Annotated in this window: 21 protein-coding genes; 10 read left to right on the plus strand and 11 right to left on the minus strand. The window is 62.2% G+C overall.

The genetic code is table 11. From position 1 onward, the window contains the following. The first annotated feature begins 9 nt into the window (after window positions 1-9). The 3 genes from ACYVNQ_RS02790 to ACYVNQ_RS02800 all read left to right on the plus strand — a co-directional run bounded on the left by ACYVNQ_RS02790 (window position 10) and on the right by ACYVNQ_RS02800 (window position 2,896). Complete coding sequence (locus ACYVNQ_RS02790; protein WP_460900719.1) at window positions 10-633, plus strand: winged helix-turn-helix domain-containing protein; 624 nt, start codon at window positions 10-12, stop codon at window positions 631-633. 144 nt (window positions 634-777) lie between these two features. Next, window positions 778-1,461 (plus strand): response regulator transcription factor, encoded by a 684-nt coding sequence (locus tag ACYVNQ_RS02795; RefSeq protein WP_460900721.1) that lies wholly within the window; start codon window positions 778-780, stop codon window positions 1,459-1,461. 10 nt (window positions 1,462-1,471) lie between these two features. Then, window positions 1,472-2,896: a sensor histidine kinase gene (locus ACYVNQ_RS02800; RefSeq protein WP_460900723.1), complete on the plus strand. Its 1,425-nt coding sequence runs from the start codon at window positions 1,472-1,474 to the stop codon at window positions 2,894-2,896. A gap of 35 nt (window positions 2,897-2,931) precedes the next feature. On the opposite strand, the gene ACYVNQ_RS02805 is transcribed toward ACYVNQ_RS02800, so the two are convergent. The 6 genes from ACYVNQ_RS02805 to ACYVNQ_RS02830 form a co-directional block, all read right to left on the minus strand. Then, window positions 2,932-3,213: a DUF4148 domain-containing protein gene (locus ACYVNQ_RS02805; RefSeq protein ID WP_460900725.1), complete on the minus strand. Its 282-nt coding sequence runs from the start codon at window positions 3,211-3,213 to the stop codon at window positions 2,932-2,934. 160 nt (window positions 3,214-3,373) lie between these two features. Beyond that, window positions 3,374-4,309 carry a LysR family transcriptional regulator gene (locus ACYVNQ_RS02810; protein WP_460900726.1) on the minus strand — a complete coding sequence of 312 codons (936 nt, stop codon included), beginning with the start codon at window positions 4,307-4,309 and terminating at the stop codon, window positions 3,374-3,376. Window positions 4,310-4,684: 375 nt separating this feature from the next. Next, window positions 4,685-5,956 carry a porin gene (locus tag ACYVNQ_RS02815; RefSeq protein ID WP_460900728.1) on the minus strand — a complete coding sequence of 424 codons (1,272 nt, stop codon included), beginning with the start codon at window positions 5,954-5,956 and terminating at the stop codon, window positions 4,685-4,687. Between the two features lie 624 nt (window positions 5,957-6,580). Beyond that, a complete protein-coding gene (htpX, locus tag ACYVNQ_RS02820; protein ID WP_460900730.1) occupies window positions 6,581-7,450 on the minus strand; it encodes a protease HtpX in 870 nt (289 codons plus the stop codon). Between the two features lie 154 nt (window positions 7,451-7,604). Next, a complete protein-coding gene (locus tag ACYVNQ_RS02825; protein ID WP_460900732.1) occupies window positions 7,605-8,567 on the minus strand; it encodes a Tim44 domain-containing protein in 963 nt (320 codons plus the stop codon). 82 nt (window positions 8,568-8,649) lie between these two features. Beyond that, window positions 8,650-9,144 (minus strand): CBS domain-containing protein, encoded by a 495-nt coding sequence (locus tag ACYVNQ_RS02830; RefSeq protein WP_460900734.1) that lies wholly within the window; start codon window positions 9,142-9,144, stop codon window positions 8,650-8,652. Window positions 9,145-9,288: 144 nt separating this feature from the next. On the opposite strand from ACYVNQ_RS02830, the gene nhaR reads away from it, so the two are divergent. From nhaR to ACYVNQ_RS02845, 3 genes are all read left to right on the plus strand, one after another. Beyond that, window positions 9,289-10,185, plus strand: coding sequence for a transcriptional activator NhaR (nhaR, locus tag ACYVNQ_RS02835; protein ID WP_460900736.1), 897 nt, complete (start codon window positions 9,289-9,291; stop codon window positions 10,183-10,185). Between the two features lie 161 nt (window positions 10,186-10,346). Beyond that, entirely contained in the window at window positions 10,347-10,964 is a 618-nt protein-coding gene (locus ACYVNQ_RS02840) for a glutathione S-transferase family protein (RefSeq protein WP_460900738.1), read from the plus strand. A 38-nt stretch (window positions 10,965-11,002) separates the two neighbouring features. After that, window positions 11,003-11,620 carry a cupin domain-containing protein gene (locus ACYVNQ_RS02845; RefSeq protein WP_460900740.1) on the plus strand — a complete coding sequence of 206 codons (618 nt, stop codon included), beginning with the start codon at window positions 11,003-11,005 and terminating at the stop codon, window positions 11,618-11,620. A gap of 88 nt (window positions 11,621-11,708) precedes the next feature. Here the strand turns inward: ACYVNQ_RS02845 and ACYVNQ_RS02850 are convergent, their stop codons facing one another. The 5 genes from ACYVNQ_RS02850 to ACYVNQ_RS02870 all read right to left on the minus strand — a co-directional run bounded on the left by ACYVNQ_RS02850 (window position 11,709) and on the right by ACYVNQ_RS02870 (window position 17,343). Further along, a complete protein-coding gene (locus ACYVNQ_RS02850; RefSeq protein ID WP_460900742.1) occupies window positions 11,709-12,614 on the minus strand; it encodes a LysR family transcriptional regulator in 906 nt (301 codons plus the stop codon). Between the two features lie 170 nt (window positions 12,615-12,784). Further along, a complete protein-coding gene (locus ACYVNQ_RS02855; protein WP_460900744.1) occupies window positions 12,785-14,293 on the minus strand; it encodes a GMC family oxidoreductase in 1,509 nt (502 codons plus the stop codon). 409 nt (window positions 14,294-14,702) lie between these two features. Next, window positions 14,703-15,650, minus strand: coding sequence for an FYVE zinc finger domain-containing protein (locus tag ACYVNQ_RS02860; RefSeq protein WP_460900746.1), 948 nt, complete (start codon window positions 15,648-15,650; stop codon window positions 14,703-14,705). 242 nt (window positions 15,651-15,892) lie between these two features. Continuing rightward, the gene (locus ACYVNQ_RS02865) at window positions 15,893-16,312 is read right to left on the minus strand and encodes an SRPBCC family protein (protein ID WP_460900748.1); all 420 of its coding nucleotides are present in this window, start codon (window positions 16,310-16,312) and stop codon (window positions 15,893-15,895) included. Between the two features lie 8 nt (window positions 16,313-16,320). Beyond that, window positions 16,321-17,343: an aldo/keto reductase gene (locus tag ACYVNQ_RS02870; protein WP_460900750.1), complete on the minus strand. Its 1,023-nt coding sequence runs from the start codon at window positions 17,341-17,343 to the stop codon at window positions 16,321-16,323. Window positions 17,344-17,447: 104 nt separating this feature from the next. Here ACYVNQ_RS02870 and ACYVNQ_RS02875 point away from each other — a divergent pair, with 104 nt between their 5' ends. The 4 genes from ACYVNQ_RS02875 to ACYVNQ_RS02890 all read left to right on the plus strand — a co-directional run bounded on the left by ACYVNQ_RS02875 (window position 17,448) and on the right by ACYVNQ_RS02890 (window position 23,483). Then, window positions 17,448-18,416, plus strand: a complete 969-nt coding sequence (locus ACYVNQ_RS02875) for a LysR family transcriptional regulator (protein WP_460900752.1) — start codon at window positions 17,448-17,450, stop codon at window positions 18,414-18,416. 243 nt (window positions 18,417-18,659) lie between these two features. Next, on the plus strand, window positions 18,660-18,830 hold the full coding sequence (locus ACYVNQ_RS02880) for a hypothetical protein (protein ID WP_460900754.1): 171 nt from the start codon (window positions 18,660-18,662) through the stop codon (window positions 18,828-18,830). Between the two features lie 161 nt (window positions 18,831-18,991). Further along, complete coding sequence (locus tag ACYVNQ_RS02885; RefSeq protein ID WP_460900756.1) at window positions 18,992-19,171, plus strand: hypothetical protein; 180 nt, start codon at window positions 18,992-18,994, stop codon at window positions 19,169-19,171. 283 nt (window positions 19,172-19,454) lie between these two features. Beyond that, entirely contained in the window at window positions 19,455-23,483 is a 4,029-nt protein-coding gene (locus ACYVNQ_RS02890; RefSeq protein WP_460900757.1) for a CheR family methyltransferase, read from the plus strand. Window positions 23,484-23,505 lie beyond the last annotated feature (22 nt).

Raw genomic sequence — 23,505 nt, forward strand, 5'->3', positions numbered from 1 at the left:
GGTTATCTGTTGAAGGCATTGAGTGAAAGCCTCAACAGCATCGAGGTGGTCGACGACGTCGGCTATGCGCTGACGATTGCCGAGCCCGAACCTTTCGATTGCGTGATTCTTTGCGTCCCCTCAGCGGATTCGTACGATGCGCTTGCCGGTCATATCGATCGCCTTGCGCGGCTTTCTTACACACCTTCCATCATCGCGATGCTGACGCGCGCAAACCGCGACGAGCGCGTGCGGCTGCTGCGCGCCGGCGCCGACGTATGCTTCGTGCAGCCCTGGTCGATGCTCGAAATCCAGGAGCGCATGCTGGTGCTACAACGCACGGCACCGGCCTGGGCGCGACAGCGCGGCGGCACCGTGCAGCTTGATCCGCTAACCCGCGAACTGGTCGAGGCCCCGCAGCGGGTGCTGCTGACCCATCGCGAGTATCTGCTGCTCGAATGCCTGCTGTACGACGCCGACGCGCCCGTGATGCGCGAGCGGCTCATACGCTATGCGTGGCCGGAAAAGGAAAGTGTCGAACCGGCGAGCGTAAATCTGGTCGTATCGAGGTTGCGGCACAAGCTGCAATCGCACGGCCTGCGCGCACGCATCGAAACCGTCAATCGCCTCGGCTACCGTCTGCATACCGGCTAGCGCGGCCGCTTGCGGTGGCGGCTGTTTTCCTGCCGCAAGTTAAATTTCTTTTCATGAAGACGATCAGAAAATTACGCGGCATCGGCGATACACTTACATCTCCCCAATGTGTCGCGCCAGCAGACGCGACGGAGTGCTTCGTAAATGACCAAGGTCCGCGTTCTGGCGGTGGAAGACGATGCTGTCACCGCGAACGAAATCATCAGTGAACTGACGCAGCGCGGCTACGAAGTCGACTGGGTGGACAACGGGCGCGACGGCATGGCGCGCGCGATGGAAGACGGGTACGGCGCAGTCACGCTAGACCGGATGCTGCCCGGCGTAGATGGTCTTTCGATTCTTACTGCAATGCGCACGGTGGGGATTCAGACCCCGGTGCTGATGCTCAGTGCGCTGGGTGACGTCGACGAACGCGTGCGCGGCCTGCGTGCGGGTGGTGACGATTACCTGACAAAACCTTTCGATCCCGAAGAGCTTGCCGCGCGGCTCGAGGTGCTGCTGCGCCGGCGCCTCGCGGCGTTCGCTTCGCGTGAGACGTCGCTGCGCGCCGGCGCGCTCGAGATGGACCTGATCGCACACAAGGTGTACCGCAACGGCAATGAGATCGCGTTGCTACCCACCGAGTACAAGGTGCTCGAATTCATGCTGCGTTACCCCGGCAAGACGATCACGCGCACCATGCTGTTCGAGGCCGTCTGGGGCTATCACTTCGATCCCGGCACCAATCTGATCGACGTGCATATGGGCCGGCTACGAAGAAAGATCGATCAGCCCGGCGAGGAACCCACCATTCGCACGGTGCGCGGTTCGGGATACATCCTCGGATAGGGGCCAGGCTGTGAGAAGTCGATCTATTGCTGCCGAACTGCGCAGCAAGAGCCGCAGATGGCATACGGCATCGTTTCGCTGGTTGTATGGGTACACCGCGCTGTTCGGCATTTCGCTGACCTTGCTGGTCGGATTCGTCGCGTGGGTTGCCAGTGGTGCGATCGAGCGCGACACCGATTCGATCATGGGTTGGCAACTCACCTATTTCGAGTCGATCCCCGACCGGCACCTCGACGACGCGATACGCATGCGGCTCGAACACGAGCACTTGCACACGAACTACTACGGTCTGTTCCTCGCCAACGGCACCTACGTCAGCGGCGACATGCTGGTGCCGCCTGCGAACCTGCCGCTCGATCGCCGCGGGTACACGCTGTACCGCTCGTTGAGCCTGCGCGATGCCGGCCCGGCGCCGATCATGCGCGCGATGGGCGAGGTGCGCGCCAATGGCATGCACCTGATCGTCGCGCGCGACATGACATCGGTGCTGAAAATCCGCGAGGTGGTCGTGCGTTCGCTGGTGTTCGGCGGACTCGGCGCGCTCGCCGTTGCGACCGCCGGCAGCATCGTGCTTAGCATGCGGCAACTGGCGCGCGCGCGGGAGATCCGGCGCGTGACCGAAGGGATCGCGCTGGGCGATCTGAGCCAGCGGGTTCCGGTCGGCGGCCGGGACGAACTCGATATGCTCGCGCATCTGGTCAATCACATGCTGGATGAAGTCGAACGCCTGATGAGCGAGGTCAAGGGTGCATGCGACGGCATCGCACACGATCTGCGTACGCCGCTCGTGCATGTTCACACGCTGCTTGGCCGTCTCGGCGAGCGGCCGATCCTTGCGGCCGATCCGCACGGCGCGCAACTGCTCGAGTGCGCACGCGCGGAAACCGACCGTCTGCTCGAGCGGTTTCGCGCGATGCTGCGTATCTCCGAGATCGGCACGTTGAAGCGCCGCGGCGGCTTTGCAATCGTCGACCTGCAGGAACTCGTGCTGGAACTCGGTACGCTTTACGAGCCGCTGGCCGAGAGCCGCGAGCTTGCGTGGCATGTCGAAGCGGTGCCGGTCGAAGCGATACACGGCGACCGGGCACTGCTGTTCGAGGCGTTCAGCAATCTGATCGACAACGCCATCAAGTTCGCGCCACACGGCGGCACGGTCAGCGTCACGCTTGGCAAGACCGCGCTCGGCCCCTTGCTCGAAGTGACCGATGACGGCCGCGGCATTCCGCAAGGCGAACGTGCCGCGGTGTTGCAGCGTTTTTATCGCAGTCACGAGGCGCGCCATACGACGGGGTCGGGCCTCGGGCTGAGCATCGTCGCCGCAGTCATGCGCGTCCACGACTTCACGCTGCGCATTGCCGATGGCAACGTAAAGGCGCGATCGGGCACGCGGATGAGCGTTGCGTGCTGGCCCACCACGCTGGTGAACGAGGCCTGACTGGCCGCGCCGGCCGCGAATTCACGCTCGACCATTCAGTGTGCGTAGATCGTCGAGTTGAGGTAGGCAAGCTGGCCGTCCTTCTCGGCCTCGACGAGTTCCTGATACACCTGTGCGCGGGTTTTCTCCGCGACCGGCTGACCATACGGGGGAACCCATCCGCCAACCTGTGGGCTCGAATAGCTGGGACTTGCTGCGCTCGGTGCGGCACTTGCCAGGCTCGCGGACGGGCTCGCCGACTGGCTCATCGTATTGCTTTGGGCAAATGCCGAAGACACACAACATGCACATGCGGCGATTGCAAAGAAGATCTTCATATCGGTCAACTCCATCAGGCAGGTAAGAGGTTCGCCGGCGACTCAGCGGTTAAGCGCAACCGGTAAGTTCAGGATATCTATGCGTGCCTGTCGGACTGACCTTCCAATCGTTAACTAATCTTCATTCACCCGGGCGGCCTGCCCGGGACACCGGCGATTCCTATGCGACTGCGCGCAGCGATGCCGTCATGCCGGGCGCGATACCCGACGCACAGCGGAATTGCTCGACGGTAAAGTCGATGAAGTTGCGTGCCTTGGTAGCGAGATAATTGCGGCCGGAATAGACGATCGAAATGTGTAAAGCGCCGCCATTCACCTCATACTGGTTCAGCACGGTTTTCAACGTGCCACGCTCGATGTCGTCGCTGACGAGCGGCAGCGGCAGCAATGCAATGCCCAGATCGGCGAGCACGGCCGAGCGGACCGTCATCTGGCTGCTTGCGCTCAGCGGTGCGTTGGCATTGATTCTCTGTACGCCGTCGATGCCGGAAAACTCCCATATGCGCGATTGCTCGGACAGCGTAACCAGATCGTGCCTCGCCAGGTGGTGCGGCGTTTGCGGCACGCCGCAGCGCGCGAGATAAGCCGGCGACGCGACCGCGACTTCCCTGACCGTCAGCACCTTGCGGCTCACAAGCGACGTGTTCACCGCGTAGCGATCCGTTGCGAAGCAGATATCGAAGCCGCCTTCTATCATGTCGATGTGCGTGTCGTAGGCGGTCACCTCGAATTCGACGCGCGGATTGATCGAACGGTAGGCCCGAAACAGCGGGGCCAGTTCCGTGCTGGCGAACATCGCGGGCGCGGCAATGCGCAACATGCCGCTTGGGTCGCGAGTCGAGCGCAGCAGTTCCGATTCCACTTCGTCGAGCTTGTCGATGACCGCTCTGCACCCTTCCAGATAAAGCCGTCCCGCTTCGGTCAGAGACAGGCTGCGGGTCGAGCGATTCAACAGGCGCATGTTCAGGTGCGCCTCCAGCATGCTGACGCTTCTCGTCACTGCTGCTGCGGACATTCCCAACTGTCTGCCCGCAAGACTGAAGCTGTTGAGTTCGACGACGCGCATGAACACACGCATGGCTTGCAATTGATTCATCTGCCACCCTTTTCGGAAAAGGCCGTGCTGTTTGACTGACGGGGAGTTGGATGGGGCGTGCCGCGAGACAGGCATGTGTCGCCCGCGCGTCGCGGCCGGATGCGCCAATCGCCGCGCGGCGGACGACAGCCCGCTCGCGCACAATAACGGCGCCGCCCTCGGCGGTTTAAGAACGTTGAAATTATCGGGTAACTGCAACCGCGCAATCTAAAGAAGCGCCACGGTGAACATTAAAGATTGTTTAAGCACCGTGGCGATGTGCGTGGGTTTTCTGGCGCACGTCAGCACACGCGCCACGGTTTCGTGTCATCCGTCTTCATCAGGCTTCGCGATGCCGTGCCGCGGCGGTGTCGATCCGGCATCTCCGATACGCTTCTAGAACGTCGTGCGGATACCCGCTGCGGCGATGTAGTTGGTCGACTCGTCGCCGTTGAATGCGGCACCGTTGAACTTGGAGAACATGTAGCCGGCGTACACGTCGGTGCGGTGGCTCAGCCGGTAGTCGGCGAGCAGCGAATACTGCAGCTGGTTGCCTCCCGCGACCCCAGCCGACTGCATGGTTTGCGTATCGTAGAAGCCGGCAGCGATGTCGAACGTCGGCGTAACCTGATAGTCGCCGCCGACGAAATACAGGTTGTTCTTCGACGGGCTCACGTTATTCGTAAGATTGCCCGCGAAACCGAAGTAGTCGACTGTCGTGCCTGCCGCGGCCGGGTTCGACGGTGTCTTCAGTTCGAAGCGCTCGTAACCGGCCTTTACGGTTGCGGAACCGATTCCGTACTTGGCGGCAAGCATAAAATCTTCATCGTTGTTCAGGGTCAGTGCGCCGACATTCGTGCCGGTCAGCGGCGAGTTCGCTGCATTGGCGCCAGTCAGTGCGCCCGAGTGGATGATGTCGCGCGCGTCGTACCAGGTGGCCTGAACGCCGAATCGCCCTGACTCGTAGCCGACGTTGGCGCCATAAGTCGAGCCGTAACCGAACGCGCCGGCGGTGCCGCCAAAGCTGTACGAAAGACCGACATTAACCGGACCGATCTTGTTCACGTATTTGATGTTGTTGTCGGTGCGCGAGCCTTCGGTGATGCCGCCTGCCGAATACGAACCGGAAAAACCGAGCGGCGAAAACAGTTGTGCGTCGAACAGCGGGTCGTAGTTGGCGATCGTATCGAAGCCGAGCGTGGTCGAGCGGCCGAACGACACCGCCCCGAGTTTGTCGTCTTTGAGCCCGACATACGCGCCGCGATTGAAGAGCTGACCGTCTAGTGCGGACGCGGCCGCTACGCTGTTGTTGTTGCCCGCGATCGCGCCGGCTGCATTGTTCAGCGTTCCGGACGGTACGTTGATCCCCGATTCCAGATCGAAGAATGCTTCAAGTCCGCCCCCCAGATTTTCTGTGCCCCTGATACCCCATCGCGGATCGGAAATGCCCCCGTTGAACACACCGGTAACGGGATTGTTAAAGCGCGTGCTGACCTTGCTGACGGGGTTCACGGTGGCGGGAAACAGCGAGTTGGCGTTCGCGCTATGTTCGACCGTGCCGACCGCGACGTCGAGTATTCCGTATAGCGTGATCGTGTCTCCGTCCGCGGCGTGCGCCTGGCAGGCAATCGAGCCGAGTGCCACTGCGGAAATTAAATATTTCTTCATCGTTTCGATGCTCCAATTCGAATAACAGACGTCCGCATCAGGATGACTAATAAATTCTTTAAGACTTCAGGTCTTGTCATTTTTGATGGCCCGATGCGTGGACACCAATATATCTGCGAAGCATCGAGAATCGCCCTGGAATTCAGTCTTTCAGAAATCGGGTTGTGTGCGTCCGACACTGGCATTCAGGCGCGACATGAATGCCGTAGCATGGCGCGGCTTCCAGGCGGAGCACCCTGACAATGAAGTTTCTTTCACGTTTATATGGGCCTGAAAGACGGCCCGCATCTCTATGCTTGATTCACCTGCTTTAGCAGGCGCGTCGCAGCAGATCGGCGTGACACTGGAACATCGAATCGATATGAGATCGCACAACATCAAGGCCGCCATACGCTCGGCGCTTGTCATCGCGGCATCGGGCGCACTGGCCGCGTGCGCCAGTTTGCATCCGTCGCCCAACGGGCCAGGCGACTGCGTTGGGCCGCCGGACTACTGCGTCCCCTACTTCGGGGCCAGTCAGGCGGTTCCGGCTGACCGGGCCACGGTGTCTCTAGCGAGTATCGACGAGCCTGGGATGGCGGGAAATCTGACGTAGGCGCCAGGATTCGCAGCGTGCCTCGAAAACTACCGGCGCCCTTGCAACTCGGCAATCCGCCTGTCGATCGGCGGATGGGTGGAAAACAGCGCGAGCCAGCCCGCCTTGTCAGTGATACCGGACGCCTTGAAGGATTTCGGAAGCTCGCCAGGTGCGAGCCCCCCCAGACGGGCCAACGCGTTGATCATCGGTTGCGGCGAAGCCAGCAGGTGTGCGGAGCCTGCATCGGCGCGAAACTCGCGCTGGCGCGAGAAGTACGCGACGATTACCGAAGCGAGAACGCCAAAGACGATGTCGCAAACAATCACGGTAACGTAGTACCCGGGACCCACGCCGCGTTCGGTACGAAACACGGTTTTGTCCACCAGGTAGCCGACCACTCGGGCGAAGAAGATCACGAAGGTATTGACCACGCCTTGAATCAACGTCAAGGTCACCATGTCGCCGTTGCTGATGTGCGAAATCTCATGGCCAAGAACCGCTTTGACTTCATCCGCGTTCATCGATTGCAGCAAGCCAGTGGAGACCGCCACCAGCGCGGAATTTTTGAAAGCACCTGTCGCGAACGCGTTCGGCGCTCCTTCGAAAATTGCGACTTGCGGCATACCGATTTGCGCCCGCTGCGCCAGATCCCGTACCGTATCGACCAGCCATTGCTCGGTCGAATCCCTTGGCGAATCGATGACGCGCGCGCCGGTTGTCCATTTCGCCATCGGTTTGGAGATCAGCAGTGAAATGAACGATCCCACAAAGCCGATCACCAACGAAAACACCAGCAAGGCAGTGACATCGAGACCGCTCCCGGTCAAAAAGCGGCCGATGCCCAACACGTTCAAGACAATCGAAAGCACTAGCATCACCGCGAGATTCGTCGCGAGGAACAGCAATACCCGTTTCATTTTTCAGTCTCCCGCCGGCTGAACAAGCGCGCCAAAATGCGACAACCGGCAGCAGCAGCTGCCGGTTGTGCCCCCTTCTTCTCTAGTGGTCCTTTAGTCGGTCCTTTAGTCGGTCCTTTAGTCGGTCCTTTGGCCGGTCGTTTGGCCGGTTCTTTTATCGGTCGATTTGCTGGATCCCAGCCAGTCGCCACGTCTGATCGCCGCGTGCGTCCTTAACCATATTCCAGATCTCCTGGAACGACTCGGCGGTCGGGTTGTCGTCCTCCCGCATCTGACCGTGAAAGCGCACGCTGACCAGCGTTTCGTTCGCATTGCCTTCGGTCGACAGGACCTCGGCCTCGAGCTGCGTGACTTCCGTCACGCTGCGCTCGCGGCCGCGCGCTTCGAGGTCTTGCTTGAGCCGCATAAACATTTCCGGCGTCGTCAACTCGAACATGTCACCCTGCTCGTTCCGGTCCCACGCGCCCTGAAGACGCATGAACATGTCTTTCGCCGACACCAGGAAGGCCGCCTGATCAGCCTTTGACGAAAGCTCCGTGGCCGTCACCGCACCCGCAGTTGCGGCCGTCCCCATTGCCGGGCGCCCCCAACCGCCCGAATCGGCTGCCTGACGCTGTTGCCCGATCCGGTTCAGGAACGAGCCGTTCGTTTGCTGGCGGCTTGCCGCGCCCTGCCCGTAAGCGAGATCCGGGCGACGCCGGCTGGCGATGAAGCGATAAAGCATCATGCCGCCAAAAATCACCAGCCCGATCAGCAGCGCATTCGACAGCATTTGCGCGAGCCCTTCGCCGAGGCCAAACGACGACAGCAACGCCGCGATGCCGAGGCCGGCGGCAATGCCGGCGAGCGGTCCCATCCAGCGGTTGCCGGCCGCTGCGGCAGGCGTTTGCGCGGTCTGCTGCGCAGGCTGGGCTTGCTGGCTTCGTTGCGTCTGACCAGACTGCGGCGCCGCTTGCGACTGGCGCCCGATGCTTTGGCTGCCGCCCACCCGCTTCGCTTCGGCGTCGTTCGAAGCCACCGCGCCGAGTGCGAGCAGACCTGCCAGACCGAGCGCCGCGGTTCCGCGCGTTATCGCACCGGCTGCATGCCTGATGTGATTGATGAATTGCTTGAACATAAGAGACCTCTTCTGTTGATTCGGGGTACTTTCGTCATCACGCGTTTCTAAAATCCACGTGACGACAATACGGATAGCAAAATTATTGGCTGGTCATACTTGCCGCCGATCGCGTTTGCAATTCGCTATGGCCAGGCTGAAAACCGTTGCCGTGGATGTAGTGTTCCAGCTGCTGGATCGTGTGCTCCTGCTCTGCAATCTGGTTCTTCACGAGGTCGCCGATCGACACCATGCCGATCACCTCGCCTGCCATGATCACGGGCAGATACCGTATCCGGTACTCGGTCATCAGCGCCATGCATTCGTCGGTTGTCTGCTGCGGGCTGACGTAGCGCACCGTGCTCGACATGATTTCGCGCACCTGCGTATTCCTCGATGAACGGTCCATCAAAACGATTTTCCGTGCGTAGTCGCGTTCGGTGACGATGCCGGCCAGGCGCCCTTCGTGCGCGACGATCAGCGCGCCGACCTGCCGGAGCGCCATGGTCGCTATCGCGTCGTAAACCGATGCGGATGCCTGGGTAGACCACACTGTCTGCGAATGTTTTGAACGAAGGAATTGCCCTACCGATGCCATATGTCACCTCTCAGCTGTCGTTAGCGCTCGCTGGCGTCCGGGCGCGATGTCTGAATCTAACCGAACCTGACAAAATGTAAAATTCGTATTTTTGTTGTCAATCATTCGGAAAAACCGTAGCGTCGATTGATCGACGGAGGCCATGTGAACTTTAAGCATCTGCATTACTTCTGGGTGGCGGCGCACGCAGGCGGCATCGCCCGTGCCGGCGAGCAGTTGCACATCTCGCCGCAAACGCTCAGCGGCCAGATCAAGCTGCTCGAAGAAGCGCTGGACAAGAAGCTGTTCAGAAAAAATGGGCGCACGCTCGAACTGACCGACGTCGGTCGCCTGACGCTCGGCTACGCAGACGAAATATTCTCGTTGGGCTCGGAGCTCGAAAGTGCGGTGCGCCGCGAGAGCGAATCCGGCGCGCAAACGCGGTTTCGCGTCGGGATTGCGGATTCGGTGCCGAAGGCGATTGCTTACCGGCTGCTGGAGCCGGCGCTGGGCGCCTCGGTATCGCTGCGGATGATCTGTCACGAAGGCAAGCTGCATGCGCTGCTCGCGCAACTGGCGGTGCACCGGCTCGATCTGATCATTGCCGATGCTCCGATTCCTGCCGACGTGAACATCAAGGCGTTCAATCACCGGCTCGGCCGTTCGTCGCTGGGCTGTTTCGGCGCGCCTGCGCTGATGCAACGCAACAAACAAAGCTTCCCGAAGCTGCTCGGTCAGGTGCCGGTGTTGTTGCCCGGTACCGACTCCGCTGTGCGTCGCAAGCTGGATCACTGGCTGGCCTTGCATGCGATTGCGCCACATATCATCGGCGAATTCGACGATGGCGCGATGACCATGGCGTTCGGTCGCGAAGGGCGTGGCGTGCTGTTCGCGCCTACCGTGCTGGAAAGCCAGCTACAGGCAGAACACAAGCTGACGATGGTCGGACAGATCAGCACCATCGTCGAAGAATTCTTCGCGATCTCGATCGAGCGCCGCATCAGTCATCCGGCGGTCGCGATGATCATGGACGCGGCGCGCAGTGAACTGTTCAATGCATAGACGGGGGTATTGCTGGAGACAGCGCCATGCGCTGATGACAGTCGCATTGTCCGCGAAACGCGGATTCTGATTCGCCTCGGCATGGGCTTATCGCGAGCGGCCTCGTTGCGCACAATCAACGCAACGATCTAGCCGCCGTATAACCCCTGCCAAGGACGAACATGAAACTCTACAGCTTCAAGCTTTCCGGACATTCGCACCGCGTACGCCTGTTCCTGTCGCTGCTCGCGATCCCGTACGAACATGTCGAAGTCGACCTCGCCACTCGCGAACAGAAGTCGCCGGAGCATCTGCGTCTGAACCCGCTCGGACAAGTGCCCGTGCTGGCGGACGGCGACGTCGTACTGGCCGATTCGACGGCGATCCTGGTGTACCTGGCAAAGAAATATGCGCCGGCTGGCTGGCTTCCCGACACGCCAGCCGAGGCCGCCCGCGTCCAGCGCTGGTTATCGATCGCCTCCGGCGAAATCACCTACGGTCTTGCGGCCGCCCGTCTGATCACACTGTTTGGCGCCGCGCGTAACGCGGAGGAAGTGACAGGACGCTCGCACGCCATTCTCGCGGTACTCGATGCCGAACTGGCGCAAACCGACTGGCTGGCAGGTTCGACAGTCACGATCGCCGACATCGCCGCTTATAGCTATGTGGACCGCGCGCCAGAGGGCAACGTCGACCGTTCCCGCTATTCGAACGTCAGCCGGTGGTTGCGCCGGGTCGAGGCGCTGCCGGGTTTCATCCCGTTCACGCGGTCGCCGGTCGGCCTGGAAGTGGCGGCCTGATCGCCGTCAGGACATTGGCAAAACACCAGGAGAAAATCATGCAAGGCAAACTGCTCGAACACAAACAGATCGATCTCGACGCGGCGCCCGGTCACGCATGCGCGGTCACCCATCTGACCGACGAGGCCGAACCACGCTGGGCCGGCATCGTCGACCTCGGGCCGTCGCAGCGCTACACACTCGACACGGGCATGCGTTACAACGTGTACGTATTGCGCGGCGCCGTTGAGATTGACGGCCTTGCGCTGAATGCCGACGACTTCGTGATCCAGTGCGGCCACGCCACAATCCGTGCAGGCCAACATGGCGCACGTGTGCTGGTTCATCGCGAAGCCTCTGTTGCGGTGTGTGAGCCGACGCTCCAGCCTGCGTCCGAGCGGTCGTGGCACACCGGGCGCAACCCGCAAATGCGCGTGGCCCTTCTTTCGGACAGCGGTTATCGCGTGAGCCTTGTCGAGTGGCAGCCCGGCGCGCATACCGTCGATCATGGCCATTCGAAAGGCGAAGAAATCTTCGTATTGAGCGGCGAGCTTCGGGACGCGGACCAGCACTATCCTGCCGGCAGCTGGTTGCGCCTGCATCCGGGCGCGCGGCACGAACCGTTCGTGGCGAAACCCACCGTCATCCTGCTGCGCAACGGTCATTTGCCGCAGTGATGCCCGGCCAGTCGCCAGCAGCGCCCGTTGCCGTGCGCACTACACGGGCACCACACGGCAACGGCCTGCAGCCGCCCGCGCGCTTGCGTCATGCTTTCCCGACATGCGCTCTGAGCATATCGACGAACGCGCGAATTTTCGGCGAAGTATGTTTGCCAGGTGCCAGCAACGCGTGAATCGGGATGGTGTCGGTTGCCCAGTCGGCATAGAGGCGCACTAGCCGGCGCCCTTCTATATCCGCCTGCACCGAGAAATCCGGCAACAGCGCGATACCCGCGCCCTGAGCAACGGCCGCGCGGCATGTATAGACGGTGTCCGCCACCAGGCTGGCTGCGAAGTCGAGTTGCAGCGGGTCGTGCACGGCGTGACGCAGATTGCAGCGCGACGGATGCGGTAGCACCGAAAGCCCGACGAACGGCAAATTCACCGCGTCCGTGATATCCGCCGGCACGGCGTTGTGCGCCACGAAGTCCGGGCTCGCAACCAGCCACTTCGAATAGTCGCCGATACGTACCGCACGATGTCTCGAGTCGGCCAGCTTGCCGAGCCGGATCGTGACGTCGACCCCTTCCGCAACCGTATCGATCAGACGGTCGCCCGACACCATGTTGATGCGCAATCCCGGATGAACCTCGCGCATGTGTGCAACCACCGGAGCGAGCACAAACGCGCTGTACTCCAGCGACGAAGCGACTTTCAACGTGCCGCGCAGGTCATCCGGTGAAGGGCTGACCACGGAAACGGCTTCTTCCGCCAGCGTCACGATCGCGCTGCACGCGTTGAAAAAAGAAGTGCCCGCTTCCGTCAGGCTGATGCGCCGCGTGGTCCTGACTATCAGGCTGGCGCCCAGTTCGAACTCGAGCCGCTGAATGTTCTTGCTGACCTTCGTCTTGCCCATGTCGAGCCGTTGAGCCGCTCGCGTCAGCGAGCCGGTCTCCACCACTGCGATAAAAACCAGAAGATGTTCGAACGTCAGCTTGTGTACGGGAGACATCGCGAGATCCGCGCGTCAGACTTGAGGCGCCAGTCTGTTCAGCGTGCAGTGGTCACTGCCGGGATTCAGCCTTGAGTATGACGCGAATCGCCTGCAGGCAAGTTTGCGTGATCGTGCGGATCCTCCTGCGGCACGTGATTGGCGCCCGACTCAGACTCCAGACCGCATGTTCAGGAAGCTACGCCGAATACACGCGTCGACACATGCTCCGCCAGCATCATCGTCGTGACGTTGGGCGGCGCGCTCGGTACGAACGGCATGATCGATGCATCCACAACCATCAGCCCGTCGACACCGTACACACGCCCCGACGAATCGACGACGCCTTTGCCGCGAGGCCCCATTCGCACCGTCGAAGTCGGATGCGCATACACATCGAGCTGCTCGGCGAGCGCTTGCCTGAGTGCGTGCTCGCCGGTGACGGACGAACCGGGGAACATCTCCGTTTCCACGCATCGGGCAAAAGCCGGATCCGCACCGATGCGTCGCGAGATGCCGATGCCCTCCAGCATCCGTGCAAGATCGCGATCCGTCGCGAGCAGGTTGTAATCGATAATCGGCGCCGCGCGCGGATCGCGGCTGGCGAGGCGAAGCTGGCCGGTGGATTCGGGTTGCGTGAGCGCGACGGCCAGCACCATGGCGCCGCCAGTCGGCGTTTTAGTGGCGTCGAACAGATGCGTCGCGGACACATGCAGGTCGAGATCGCCCGGCTCAGCCTGCGACGAAGCAGCCCACAGAATGGCGCCTGCAGCGGGGTGCATGCTATTGGCGCCAGGCTTTAACGCATACACGTTGTAGTAGAACGGATGCTCCTGCAGCCCCTCGCCGACCGGCAAGCCGGACACCAGCGGGATCTGCAACTCGCGCAGGTGGTCTGCCGGCCCGATGCCTGAACGCATCAGGATCGCGGGACTGCCGAATGCGCCAGCCGACAGGATCACCTGATCCGCCCGGTATTCGTTCCCGTCGGCATCGACCACGCCGACTGCGCGGGAATTGTCGAACAGCACGCGGTCGACCTCGACGTTCGAAACGATGGTCAGATTCGGCCGTGCGCGTACGCCGTCGTCCAGAAATGCAATACCGGTGTTGATTCTGCGGCCTGAGATCACGTTCAATGGATACGGCGCCACGCCGTGCTGGCTTGCCCCGTTAAAATCGCTGACGCGATTGAACCCTTGGCTCACCGCTGCATCGACAAATGCATTCAGCGACGGCGTCAGTTCGTCGTGTCGGCGGCCGCGAATCGGCAGCGGACCATTGCGACCCCGGTAGTGATCGTCACCGTCCGGGGTATTCTCGATCGACTTGAATGCCGGTAATACGTCGTTGAACGACCACCCTTCGATGCCCGATGCCGTCCATTTCGCGAAATCGGCTTCGCGCGAACGGATCGCCACCGCGGCGTTGACTGCTGAGCAGCCGCCCAGCACACGGGCGCGCAGCGCGGGAATGGTACGGGCGCCGAAGCCGGTGCTGGCCTGGTAGCCCCAGTCGTGCGCGGCATCGCCGCCGGCGCGATCGGCATCGGCCAGCACGGCTGGATAGAGGTTGGGTGCGTAGGCGTTGCCGGCTTCGAGGAGCAGCACGCGCCGCCTGGTGTCTGCGCTAAGGCGATTGGCGAGCACCGCGCCTGCGGACCCGCCCCCAACGATGATGACGTCTGCGTCGCCCTTCATTTCCAGGACCCCGCTGCCCGTGGCGTGACGCGCATTGCGCAACGCATATTCATCGTGTGGACGCGGGTGATCTTCGTGCGCAGCATATTCGCCATTTGCTTCTCCATTTGCGTTGAGGAAACGGGAGATCCAAACGGCATGCTAATGGCGAATGGTGTCCTAGGCGGGCAAATGCGCCTGGACAAAGCGTCCATATCATTGGACTGCCTCGACCGGGCAATTGCCGCGCGAGCGCTTCGCTCAGAGCCGGCGCAGCGGCGCGCCGACGATCTCAGCGTTGACGAGACGAACGGCCATCAATGAAGTTGAGATGCCCGCTCCGTTCGCTTACTGGGCAGGGACAGGAACAATCGACGCAATCCGTCAGCCGCCCGGCGTGCGCAGAGTCCCATCGGACACGGTGGCCATTTCATATGCGATCCGCGCGGTCGCCATAGCACCAGTCACACACGCGTAACGGGCCTGTCTCCTCTGCGCTGCCAGGACGAATCGCGGGTAGCGCCACGGTCTGGGTATGACTGCTGCAGGCCGCGCAAAATACGTCTCCACACTCCCGGCAATGGTGCCGCCGGGTAAACAGGGTAAATCGGGTATTGCAGCGAGCGCACACGTTGATCTGGTTATCGTCTAGCCACTCGGGACGTCGTCCAGGCCTTTTGAGCGTACGTCGATGCTGGATCGCCGGCGTAACGCCGGTATCCAGAATGCTTTGTGTAGCGTGCCTGAACGGAGCGGAGGAAGACGCCGCCGCGATCGGCGCGGCTCGCGACGCCAGCATCGCAGGGTGCGGGCGCGATGGCGCCATGGTCATTTTGCCGCGCACGGGTGCGGTGACGTAAATGCGGCCGTTGTTGATCAACGTTGCAAGGGTGGTGCTGTAGGTGTCCACCGTCTGATTGTCGTAATAGAGCTGGAGCGGAATATTGCACAGTCGATCCACCTCGGGGTCACGCTGCAATGCCCCGAGATGCTCGCAGCACAGCTCAACCAGCCTGCACATGAACTGAAGTACGTTTTCGGTTTGAGGTTTGTAATGCCCGCTATGAAAAAAAATCGAATCGTATTCCAGCATTCCCGCGCAATAAACTGGCCGGCCATGCACGAGGAAAGGATGTCCACCTGTTTCGCGACTGCGTAATACGCAAACGGTATTCGCCCCTGCCCACACGAACTCACGGGTTCCACCAGGGCCGACATGGTGTAGCAATGCGGCATTCATCGGGACATCTGCCCCGCGATCAACGGATACCTCGTCTCTCGTGGCGTTGTCCATTCCTTCGCTGCTAGCCATCAGCAAAGGGAGTTCGTCTCCCATATTCAAAGCTGCTTTCCCCGCCACAAATTCTACCCAGTTCATTGCGACTCCTGGCGTTATCGATTTTTCATCTTAAAGCGCGCTGGTTACGCCACGTGCATTTCGATTCGAAGCGGAGTCACTCTGGTTGCAAACCGGCGAGGTGTCAAGAATTCGGGGGAAACTATGCGGATCGGCTGCGCTCGTATGCAACCCTCAATAAAGTCGGCTACCGGAACGTGCAACGGCGCACGGTATCGACCGGCACCGACGCCCATCGCATCGGTGCCGGCGGCGCATATCGCCTACTTCCCTTTCGTCATCTGTTGCGCGAGCGCCTTCAGACCGTCATCGTAAATCCCATGGAACAGCTGCGAAACTTCGCTATCGCTCACGCCTTTGGGCGTGAAGATCCCCGACCATTCGACCTCGCAATGGCCGCCACCCTGGTCGACCACTTTCAGCGTAGCCACGTAATCGACCGCAGGAAACGGCGCCTTGAGAATCGCGTAGCTGTAGCTGCGCGCCGCGTGATCGAACGCGATCAGCCGCTCGACGATTTCGTCGCCATCCGGCGTCGCCAGATGACGAACCCGACCGCCTTCGCTCAGCTCGCTCTTCGGGATGTAAGGCAGCCAATCCGGCAGCGATCCGAATCCGCCGATCAGCTGCCATACCTGGTCAGCCGGATACGGCAGGTCGATACTTGCAGATGCTTGAGCCATGCTCTCTCCTACTGGTTGTCGATCGGCAGCGGCGCGTGCGCCGAGACCAGGCCTTCAGCGCGCATCTCGCGCCAGAAGTCGGCCGGAATAATCTGTTTGACCGCGGCGTGGTCTTCGGCAATCCGCTCCGGCCGGCTCGCGCCCGGGATCACGGCGGCGACCGCCGGATTGGCCAGCGAGAACTGCAACGCCGCCGCCTTCACACTGACGCCGTAGCGCGCGGCAATCGCCTTGATGCGCTCGACCTTCGCGACGATCTCCGGCGATGCCTGCTGGTATTCGAAGTTCGCACCGCCCGCCAGCACGCCGGAGCTATAGGGCCCACCTACGACGATCTCGACCTTGCGTGCCGCCGCGGCCGGCATCAGCCGCTGCAGCGCACGTTCGTGGTCGAGCAGCGTGTAGCGGCCGGCCAGCAAAAAGCCGTCGGGCTGCACCTCGGCGAGATCGAGCGTCAGCTCGCACGGCTCGACGCGGTTGACGCCGAGGCCCCATGCCTTGATCACGCCTTCGTCGCGCAAGCGGGTCAGCGCGCGAAACGCGCCCTTGCGGGCTGTCTCGAATACCGACAACCATTCGTCGCCATAGAAGTCCTGTGCGACGTCGTGCACCCAGACGATCTCGAGATGGTCGGTCTTCAAACGCTTCAGGCTGTCTTCAACCGAACGTAGCGTGGCATCCGCCGAGTAATCGTTGACGATCCGGTTCGGGCGCCCAAACGCGAACACACCGCCCTTTTCGCCGAGGTCGCGCGCGCTCACGTCTTCGACTTCATCGAGAATCACGCGGCCCACCTTGGTGCTCAACACGTATTCGTCGCGTCGATGCCGGCCGAGCGCATCGCCCAGGCGGATTTCCGACAGGCCGGCGCCGTAAAACGGCGCCGTGTCGAAATAACGCACGCCCTGCTGCCACGCGGCATCGACGGTGGCCAGCGCTTCGTCGTCGGGGATCGCGCGGAACATGTTGCCCAGCGGCGCGGCGCCGAAACCCAGCTGGGTGCCGGCAGGCAATTTGTCCTTGATGCTCATGTGATGTGCTCCACAGGTTGGGGGTCAGTGGAAACGAGTCTAGTTTGGCAACTTGAGTCTGTCCAAGACATAATGTGAAACATCTGAGTCCGTGGAGGTCTTAAGTGCTTGACATTCGCCAGTTGCATTATTTCGTCGCAGTCGCTGAAGACGAGCATGTCGGCCGTGCCGCCGAGCGTCTGCATATCTCGCAGTCGCCACTGAGCCGGCAGATCGCGCAACTCGAAGAGAAGCTCGGTCTGACGCTGTTCGAGCGCTCGCAACAGCGTATTCGCCTGACCACCGACGGCCGTACGTTTCTCGAGGAAACCCGTGCCTTCCTGACGCACGCAAACCGTCTCGAATCGATGGCACGCCGGCTCGGCCGCGGCGACGAAGGCGGCCTGTGCATCGGCTATCTGGAAAACGCGATGCATTCCGGCGTGTTGCCGACCGCGCTGCGCACGCTGCGCGAGGGCCGGCCCGACGTGCATATCGCGCTATACAGCTACCATTCGGCCGAACAGATCACCGGTTTGCGACAGCGCAGCCTCGACCTCGCACTGGTGAGCGAGCCGCCCGCCGCCGACGACCCCGAACTCGAATCCGCCCAGGTGCTCGACGATCCGATGCTGCTGGCGATTCCGGACGGACATCCGCTGGCGAGAGCCGACCACTTCACGCCCGCCGACCTCGCCGCGCAACAGTGGATCGGCGTGATGCACAAGGAAAGCGCACTGCGGCACGATCATTTCATCGCGGCCTGCGCGAAGGCGGGCTTTACGCCGGACATCGCAATGGAGGCGACCGAGCCGCTCACCGCACTGGGTCTCGTCGCCGCCGGGCTCGGCATGACGATGGTGCAGCAGAGCCTGCGCCATCAGGCGCCCGCCGGCGTGGTGCTGCGCGAACTATCGTGGTTCAGTTTTCGCAGCGCGCTGTGGGCGGTATGGCATCGGGTCAATCTGCGGCCACTGGTCGAGCATTTCCGCACTGTGCTGCTGCAAACCGGCGCGCCGTCGCCCGGCATCGCAGCACGGGTACAGCAAGCCGACGCCGCCGCCGACACTGACACACCCGCATACCTCAACTGAAGCACCGCACGGCCATGCGTGTCGCGCCAGGTATTTCTGAAATCGGGCGTTCGATCGTGCAAAACCTCACGATTACCGGGACCTGACAATGCGGCATCGAGGATGCGCGCCGCTGCTAAAAGCCGGTCAGAGAGGAGTCTTCTTCATCGAAATCAAATGCTGATGCCGTCTGTGGTGGAGCGGCGCCAGCACCCGGTCAATCCACCCGCGTGAAGAGCAGGAGCCTATCGTGCTGGAAAATTCGTGGTCGGTCTGACTCGAGCCAAGGACGACACGGACCGCGCGACGGTCGCTTTCATGTTCGCCAATGCCGACCTCGCAAGCGAAACGGAGAAAGCAGCATTCCTGACCATCGGGAGCGGCGCCACGCGCGCCGAATTCATGGGTGACACCTGCCCCAGTCTCAGCTACTGAGGTTCCGATGACAACTCGCAGAATGTTCATTGCCGGCGCGGCCGGCCTCGCGTCATCGTGGGCGCTCGCGCCGCTCGCTGATACGCAAACCCACAAGACGCTGCGCTTCGGCGTCGGCCCGCTGCTGCCCACCACCGAGGATCGAAGTCGCCGGGGTTCCGGTGGCAACGCTGCGCCATCGCGCACGCCGCCAGCTCGCGGTGATCTTTCAGCGCTTCAATCTCGTGCAGCGAATCAGCGCGCTCGACAACATTCCGGCCGGCAGGCTGGCGCACATCGGCGCATGGCGCGGCGTCGTGCACCGCTTCGCGCAATCTCCTGAAAACAGTTCGCGCCAGTAAAACCAGACCGGTCGCAAGTGGACGTTGCCTTACCTTTCTCGACGCGTACCGCTTTGCAGATTGCCCTGCCGGTGCCGATGAAGCTAGACTCGCATCCTGAGAAGCGAGTCGACTCGACACGGCGCCACGCACTCAATGCGCCCTCTCATCATCGTTCCGGTTTGCGCGTCGCACGACTTTGCTGGTCGGCGTGTGTCGCGATGTGTGTCGCAAGCACAGTTCTTCCCGATGTCGTTTCGCTTACCGCTACACTGAAGAAAACCGCGCGTCCCAGGTCTCGACAATGAACGACACCCGCAGTCCCCCTCTTGCGCGACAGCAGCCGATCGCTGCGCGCATTGTCGCAATCGGCGCTTCCGCCGGGGCCTTGCATGCGCTTACCCGCTTTTTCGGCGCCGCGTCGAAGGTGCCGGCCGACACCGCTTTTGTGGTTGTGGTCCACCTGTCGCCGCATTCCGAAAGCCACCTGGCCGAACTGCTGTCGAACTCGACATCCATCGCCGTGTCAGCCATCGTCGACAACGCACCGATCGCAGGCGGAAACATCTATGTGATTCCGCCCAATGTCTCGGCGACCGTTGCGCACGGTGTATTCAAACTTGCGCCTGCGGTCGGTCGGCCCGACATCCCGATGCCGATCGACCGCCTGTTTGCATCACTGGCCGCCGACCAGCACGAACGGGCAATCGGCATCGTGCTCACCGGCGCCAATGCGGATGGCTCCGCGGGTCTGCGTGCGATCAAGGCCGAGGGTGGCATGGTGATGGCTCAGGACCCGGAGACGGCTGAGCACAGCACGATGCCCAGGCATGCGATCGCGACCGGCCTGGTCGACTACGTGCTGCCGGTCGAGAAAATGCCGGCGGCGCTGATCGATTACATCGATGGGACAAAGCGGGTGATGTTGCCCGAGCCCGATGCCGACGGGCATGCGGCCGATCTCGAGCCGGTGTTCAGAGCGCTTGCTGCGGCCGGCGCCGAGTTCAGGGGCTACAAGCGCGGTACGCTGGAGCGTCGTATCGCGCGTCGCATGGCGGTACACCGCGTAAGCAGCCTCGACGCCTACTGCGAAATACTGAAGAACGCGCTCGAAGAAGCGGAAGCGCTCAGTCTGGACATGATGATCGGGGTCACGGAATTCTTCCGCGACCCGCAAGCCTGGCAAGTGTTCGCGGAGCGCGTGCTGGCCAGTCTGCTTGCCGAACCCGAAGGCGACCAGCCGTTGCGCGTGTGGGTGCCGGGCTGCGCGACCGGCGAGGAAGCCTACTCGATGGCGATGCTGCTTACCGAGGAACTGGAAAAGCGCAAGCTGTCGCGCAAGTTCATGATCCTTGCGTCCGACGTCAATCGCGCTGCGCTCACGCGCGCCCGCGCCGGCATCTATGCGCCGGGCGTGGCGTTGCAGCTCGATACGAAACGCCTCGCGCGCTTCTTCCATGTCCACGAGGACGGATACCAGGTCCGCCAGGATCTGCGCGAGACGATTCTCTTCACGCTGCAGAATCTGATTGCCGACCCGCCCTTCTCGCGGGTCGACGTCATCAGCTGCCGGAATCTGCTGATTTACCTCGAACCGGAAGCCCAGCAGCGCGTCTTCGAGCTGTTTCATTTTTCGCTGAATCCGAAGCGGTATCTGTTTCTTGGCCGTTCGGAAAGCACCGATCCCGATTCCGTGCAGTTCGAAGAGGTATCCAAGGCCTGGCGCATCTACCAGCGCAGCCCGGTCGCCGCGTCGGGTTTCTCCGGCTACCGCTTTTCGGCGCGCACGATTCGCCGCGACGATTTCCAGCCGGCCAGCCGCGCGGGCGCCCGCAACAAGGGATACGCCGAGCTGGTGAATGCCACGCTGCTGGCCGAGCATCACGCGGCGTCCGTGCTGATCAGTCCGGCGCACCAGGTGTTCTACATGAGCGGTTCCGTCGATGAATATCTGGGGCAACCCGCGGGTGAGCCGTCCGGCAATATTCTCGACATGGCGCGCGAAGGCCTGCGGCTGAAGCTGCGCATCGCGCTGCGCCGGGCCACCGGGAACGGCCCCGCGTCGCCGGTCAGCGAAATCGTGTCGAACGGCGATGCGCCTGCCATCAAGATCACCGTGACGCGGCCGTTCGACACGCTGCATTCCGGCCGCGCACTACTAGTGATCTTTGCCCGCGTGCCGGTGATCGATCGTCCGGCCGCGCCCACGCCCACGGGTGTCGACTCGGACCTCTGGCATCTCGAGAGCGAACTGCGCACGACCCAGGCGGCGCTCGGCAGCACCATCGAGGAGCTGGAGGAAAGCAACAGCGACCTGCGGGTGTCGAACGAAGAAATCCTGTCGATGAACGAGGAGTTGCGTTCGGCCAACGAAGAACTCGAATCGTCGAAAGAAGAGCTGCAGGCGGTCAACGAACAGCTGAACCAGCTGAATTCGCAGCTCGAACTGAAAGTCGGCGAGATGGCAGCACTGACCGAAGACCTGACCAACCTGCTCGCCAGCACCGAGATCGCCACGCTGCTGCTCGACCAGCAGGCCCTCATCAAACGCTTTACACCGGGCGCGGGCAGGCTCTTCGGCCTTGCCCCTACCGATACCGGGCGTGTCATTGCCGACGTGCTGAATGGCGCGCTGGGCGATGTGCTGATGCCAGACGTGTCACAGGTGCTTTCCGGTGTGGCCGAACACGTGGAACGAGAAATCGAAACCGCTACCGGGCAGTGGTATGTGCGCCGCGTGTCGCCCTACGCGGTGGTTCGCGGCAGGCCGCCGGCCGGCGCCGTGCTCACCTGGACGGACATCACCCACGTGATACGGTCCGATGAGCGTGCCCGGCGTCTGGCTGCCATCGTGCAGGACTCGAACGATGCGATCACGGTATTCGACCGCACCGGCCGTTTCCTTGCGTGGAACGCGGCCGCGGTCGGCATGTATGGGTACAGCGAGGCGGAAGCGCTGCAGATGTCGGTCTCGGATCTGCTGCCGGCCGGTGCCAGGCAGGACCACCTCGATTTCATCCAGCAGGCATTGCGCAACGAAGCGTTGCATTCGTACGAAACGCAGCGCGTCGCCAAAGATGGACGCGTGGTCGATATCTGGCTCACGCTGTCGATGCTGCGCGACGATGCGGGAAACCTGACGGGCGTCACGTCGACCGAGCGCGACCTCACCGAGCGCAGCCTGAGCAATGTCTATCTTCGCGAACGGGCCGAGCAGCTTGCGCTGGCCGACCGGCGAAAAAACGAGTTTCTCGCGATGCTTGGCCACGAGCTACGCAATCCGCTCGCAGCGCTCGTGTCGGCGGCAGAGCTGCTCACCTCGGAGGCCACCGCGGAAGCGGGCAAGACCTGGGCTGCCGGGGTCATCGAACGGCAGGGCCAGGCCATGATGCACCTTGTCAACGACATGCTCGACATGACGCGCATCGCGAGCGGCAGTATCGAACTGAAGCGCCAGACGGTCGCGCTGAAGACGATCATTCATAGCGCCGTCGAGGTGTGTCAGCCGATCGTCGAGGAACGGCATCACAGCCTGTCCATCTCGCTGCCGGACGAACCGATCCTGCTGTACGCGGATCCGACCCGTCTGTCGCAGGTGATCGAAAACATCGTGATCAACGCGGCGAAATTTACGGCGCCGGGTGGCTCGATCAACATCGGCGCATCCGTCGTGGCGGATCGGCTGTCGCTCAGCATCAAGGACAATGGGCGCGGTATCGCGCCCGCAATGCTCGGGAACCTGTTCGACATGTTCGTCCAGGGGCCTGCGTCGGGTAGCCAGCGCAACAATGGGCTGGGTGTGGGACTGTCGGTGGTCAAGCGCCTGGTGGAGTTGCATGGCGGCGCGGTCAGGGCGATCAGCGACGGCATCAGCGGCAGCGAGTTCATCGTCGATCTGCCGGTCGATACGCCGCCTGTCGCCGGGAGCGGCAGCGATGCAACGGCACCGGCGGCGGCGCCTTCCGGGCGGATTCTGATCGTCGACGACAACACCGATGCGGCGCAAGCGCTCGCAATGCTGCTCACCATCAAGGGATACGAGGTCGAGACACGTGCCGACGGCATGTCGGGCATCGCTGCGATCGAGCGTTTCAGGCCGGGCATTGTGTTGCTCGATATCGGGTTGCCCGACGTCGACGGTTACGCGGTCGCGCGGCAACTGCGCGCGTCGGTTGACGGTCGCGACGTTACGCTGATCGCGGTCACCGGTTATGGACTGCCGTCGGACCGCATCCGCTCCGCCGAAGCAGGATTCGATCATCACCTGACCAAGCCGGTCAATGTCGAAGAGTTGGCCCGGTTAATCGATGCACGCACCTCCTCCCTGTCATAAGTTCAGTTTGCAAACGACGGCC

The organism is Paraburkholderia jirisanensis (genome assembly GCF_054782355.1).

Coding starts and splice junctions, on each gene's coding strand:
- ACYVNQ_RS02860 (WP_460900746.1), bottom strand. CDS start 15,650: ATGAACTGGGTAGAATTTGTGGCGGGGAAAGCAGCTTTGAATATGGGA.
- ACYVNQ_RS02840 (WP_460900738.1), top strand. CDS start 10,347: ATGAAACTCTACAGCTTCAAGCTTTCCGGACATTCGCACCGCGTACGC.
- ACYVNQ_RS02810 (WP_460900726.1), bottom strand. CDS start 4,309: ATGAATCAATTGCAAGCCATGCGTGTGTTCATGCGCGTCGTCGAACTC.
- ACYVNQ_RS02870 (WP_460900750.1), bottom strand. CDS start 17,343: ATGAGCATCAAGGACAAATTGCCTGCCGGCACCCAGCTGGGTTTCGGC.
- htpX (WP_460900730.1), bottom strand. CDS start 7,450: ATGAAACGGGTATTGCTGTTCCTCGCGACGAATCTCGCGGTGATGCTA.
- ACYVNQ_RS02815 (WP_460900728.1), bottom strand. CDS start 5,956: ATGAAGAAATATTTAATTTCCGCAGTGGCACTCGGCTCGATTGCCTGC.
- ACYVNQ_RS02855 (WP_460900744.1), bottom strand. CDS start 14,293: ATGAAGGGCGACGCAGACGTCATCATCGTTGGGGGCGGGTCCGCAGGC.
- ACYVNQ_RS02805 (WP_460900725.1), bottom strand. CDS start 3,213: ATGAAGATCTTCTTTGCAATCGCCGCATGTGCATGTTGTGTGTCTTCG.
- ACYVNQ_RS02850 (WP_460900742.1), bottom strand. CDS start 12,614: ATGTCTCCCGTACACAAGCTGACGTTCGAACATCTTCTGGTTTTTATC.
- ACYVNQ_RS02830 (WP_460900734.1), bottom strand. CDS start 9,144: ATGGCATCGGTAGGGCAATTCCTTCGTTCAAAACATTCGCAGACAGTG.
- ACYVNQ_RS02795 (WP_460900721.1), top strand. CDS start 778: ATGACCAAGGTCCGCGTTCTGGCGGTGGAAGACGATGCTGTCACCGCG.
- ACYVNQ_RS02890 (WP_460900757.1), top strand. CDS start 19,455: ATGAACGACACCCGCAGTCCCCCTCTTGCGCGACAGCAGCCGATCGCT.
- ACYVNQ_RS02845 (WP_460900740.1), top strand. CDS start 11,003: ATGCAAGGCAAACTGCTCGAACACAAACAGATCGATCTCGACGCGGCG.
- ACYVNQ_RS02825 (WP_460900732.1), bottom strand. CDS start 8,567: ATGTTCAAGCAATTCATCAATCACATCAGGCATGCAGCCGGTGCGATA.
- ACYVNQ_RS02865 (WP_460900748.1), bottom strand. CDS start 16,312: ATGGCTCAAGCATCTGCAAGTATCGACCTGCCGTATCCGGCTGACCAG.